This is a genomic window from Actinocorallia lasiicapitis (genome assembly GCF_054778695.1).
Genome location: NZ_BAAGZI010000654.1, coordinates 1 through 1,844, shown reverse-complemented (window position 1 = coordinate 1,844; position 1,844 = coordinate 1). Strand labels below are relative to the sequence as shown.

The following is a 1,844-nucleotide window of genomic DNA, read 5'->3' as shown; positions in this document are numbered from 1 at the left end:
CCGTCCCGCGGTCTGCTCCTCGGCGACGAGCACCGTGCCCTCGGGCGCGCCGAGCTTCGCGGCGGCCGCCAGATCGGCGTTGGTCGAGCCCGTCTCGGCGACGACCTCGATCCGCCGCCAGAGGCCGTCCTCCCGCACCAGCGCGCGCTCCAGCCCCCGCTCGCCCAGCGGCGGCCGCCCAAGATCCGAATAGCGTCCCGTCATCCCTCCATCCAACCTCACCGGTACGACACTTCCTTCACCACACCTGACGTCGCCCGTCACTCTCGCTACTGTCGACTCCATGGGCCCGCTGATCGTTCTGACCCTGCTGATCGTGCTCGCCGTCCCGTCATTCGGCTGGCTCTATTTGAAGCTCAAAGCAGTCACCGAGGAGGTCACGGCCCTCCGCGGCGCCCTGGCGACCTCGCAGTCCGCGGAGCGCCGCCTGACGGGCGCCACCACCACGCTCCGCGCCGACCTGGACGCCGTCACCACGGACACGCGCCGCGCCCAGACGTCCCTGACGGCCCTCGCCGGCAACGTCACCCGGCTGGAGGACTGGGCCACCGCGACGGCCCCCGCCCTGGGCGCCCAGGCGAAAACCCTCAAAGCCCTCAAATCCACCGCAGCGACGACCGAGACCCAGCTCGCCACTCTCACCAAGGCCGCCCGCTCCTCGATCCCCGCGGAGCTCCACACCACGGACCCCGACGTCGCCCCCGTCCTCTCCGACGTCTTCTACCGCCTGGCCGAGGCCGCCGGCCTGACCATCGTCAGCCAGACCACCGACCCCGACCGCCCCCTCCACACCCACTACGCCCTGTCCGGCCGCGCCCCCGCCCCCCTCACCACCTGGCTGTCCGACGCCATCACCGCCAAACCCCCCGAGCTGGCCGCCCTCGTCGCCGCCCTCTCCACCGCCGACTCCGCCCACCTCACCCTCGGCCCCCTCCACCTCACCTCCACCCAGGGCGAAGTCACCTACACCCTCACCCGCTGACCACACGCCGCCACTCACGCAGAACACCCAGACCCGCTCGGCCCGGCGAAGGCAGGTCGCCCCGCACGGGGTGCCCACCTCCCCCGGTCGGCCAGAGCGGTGACCGGGCGGGCCCGCCTGCCTCGCGGCCGCTGAGCGGTCAGTGGGGGATGGGGTGGCGGAGGTGGAAGGTGCCGGAGGTCAGGTTGCCGAACAGGAGGCAGTGGGGGGTTCGGGTGGCCGGGGGAACGGTGATCCAGGTGGTGAAGCCGGAGGCGGGGTCGATGAGGATGATGTCGGCGATGCGCTGGAGGAGGCGGGCGGACCAGCCGGCGGTCTCGGGGCGGTCCGGGGTGAACGCCCAGGTGTGGACGTGTCGCTGAGCGAGCTGGAGGACCGCTCGTTCCAGGGGGCGGCCCAGAAGGTGCTTGACGTCGGCGGTGAGCGTCACGACGACCATTTCGTGGGCTTCGACCGGTTTGCCGACCAGGACGCGGGCCCGGCCCGTCTCGCCGCCGCCCTCGTCCGTGGCTGAGATCCCCAGCACCCCGATCCCGCCCCTGACGAGTTCCCGGCGCGGCTGCGCGATCTCCCGCGAGTCCAGTGTCTTCACCGACACCGCCCAGACGCCGAGGCCCGCGCCCCGCCGCCCCTCGTTGAAGGGGAGCCCGGCCGGACGCCCCTGACCGTCCACCAGGCGCTCCCGCGTGAACCCCTGCGGCGGCTCGGCGTACTCCTCGACCGCCCCGTCCGCGTCCAGCCGCACCGAAAGCCCCTGCTGAACCGGTGTCTCGATCGGCTCGGCGTCGCCCGGGTCGGGCGCGAGGGCGAGCGGGCGGGCCGCCGTGGCAAGGGCGGGCGCGAGGGTGGTGAGGGCGAGGGT

At 73.4% G+C, this 1,844-nt stretch carries 2 protein-coding genes and 1 pseudogene; 1 reads left to right on the top strand and 2 read right to left on the bottom strand.

Translation table 11 applies throughout. The annotated features are described in order from the left end of the window. Positions 1–204, bottom strand: a pseudogene (locus ACYVE7_RS33415) (biotin--[acetyl-CoA-carboxylase] ligase); the annotation flags it as partial. Positions 205–283: 79 nt separating this feature from the next. On the opposite strand from ACYVE7_RS33415, the gene ACYVE7_RS33410 reads away from it, so the two are divergent. Further along, positions 284–982, top strand: coding sequence for a hypothetical protein (locus tag ACYVE7_RS33410; RefSeq protein WP_460370495.1), 699 nt, complete (start codon positions 284–286; stop codon positions 980–982). Between the two features lie 139 nt (positions 983–1,121). On the opposite strand, the gene ACYVE7_RS33405 is transcribed toward ACYVE7_RS33410, so the two are convergent. Beyond that, positions 1,122–1,844, bottom strand: a 723-nt coding sequence (locus ACYVE7_RS33405; RefSeq protein WP_460370493.1) for a hypothetical protein, incomplete at its 5' end; no start/stop codon positions are given.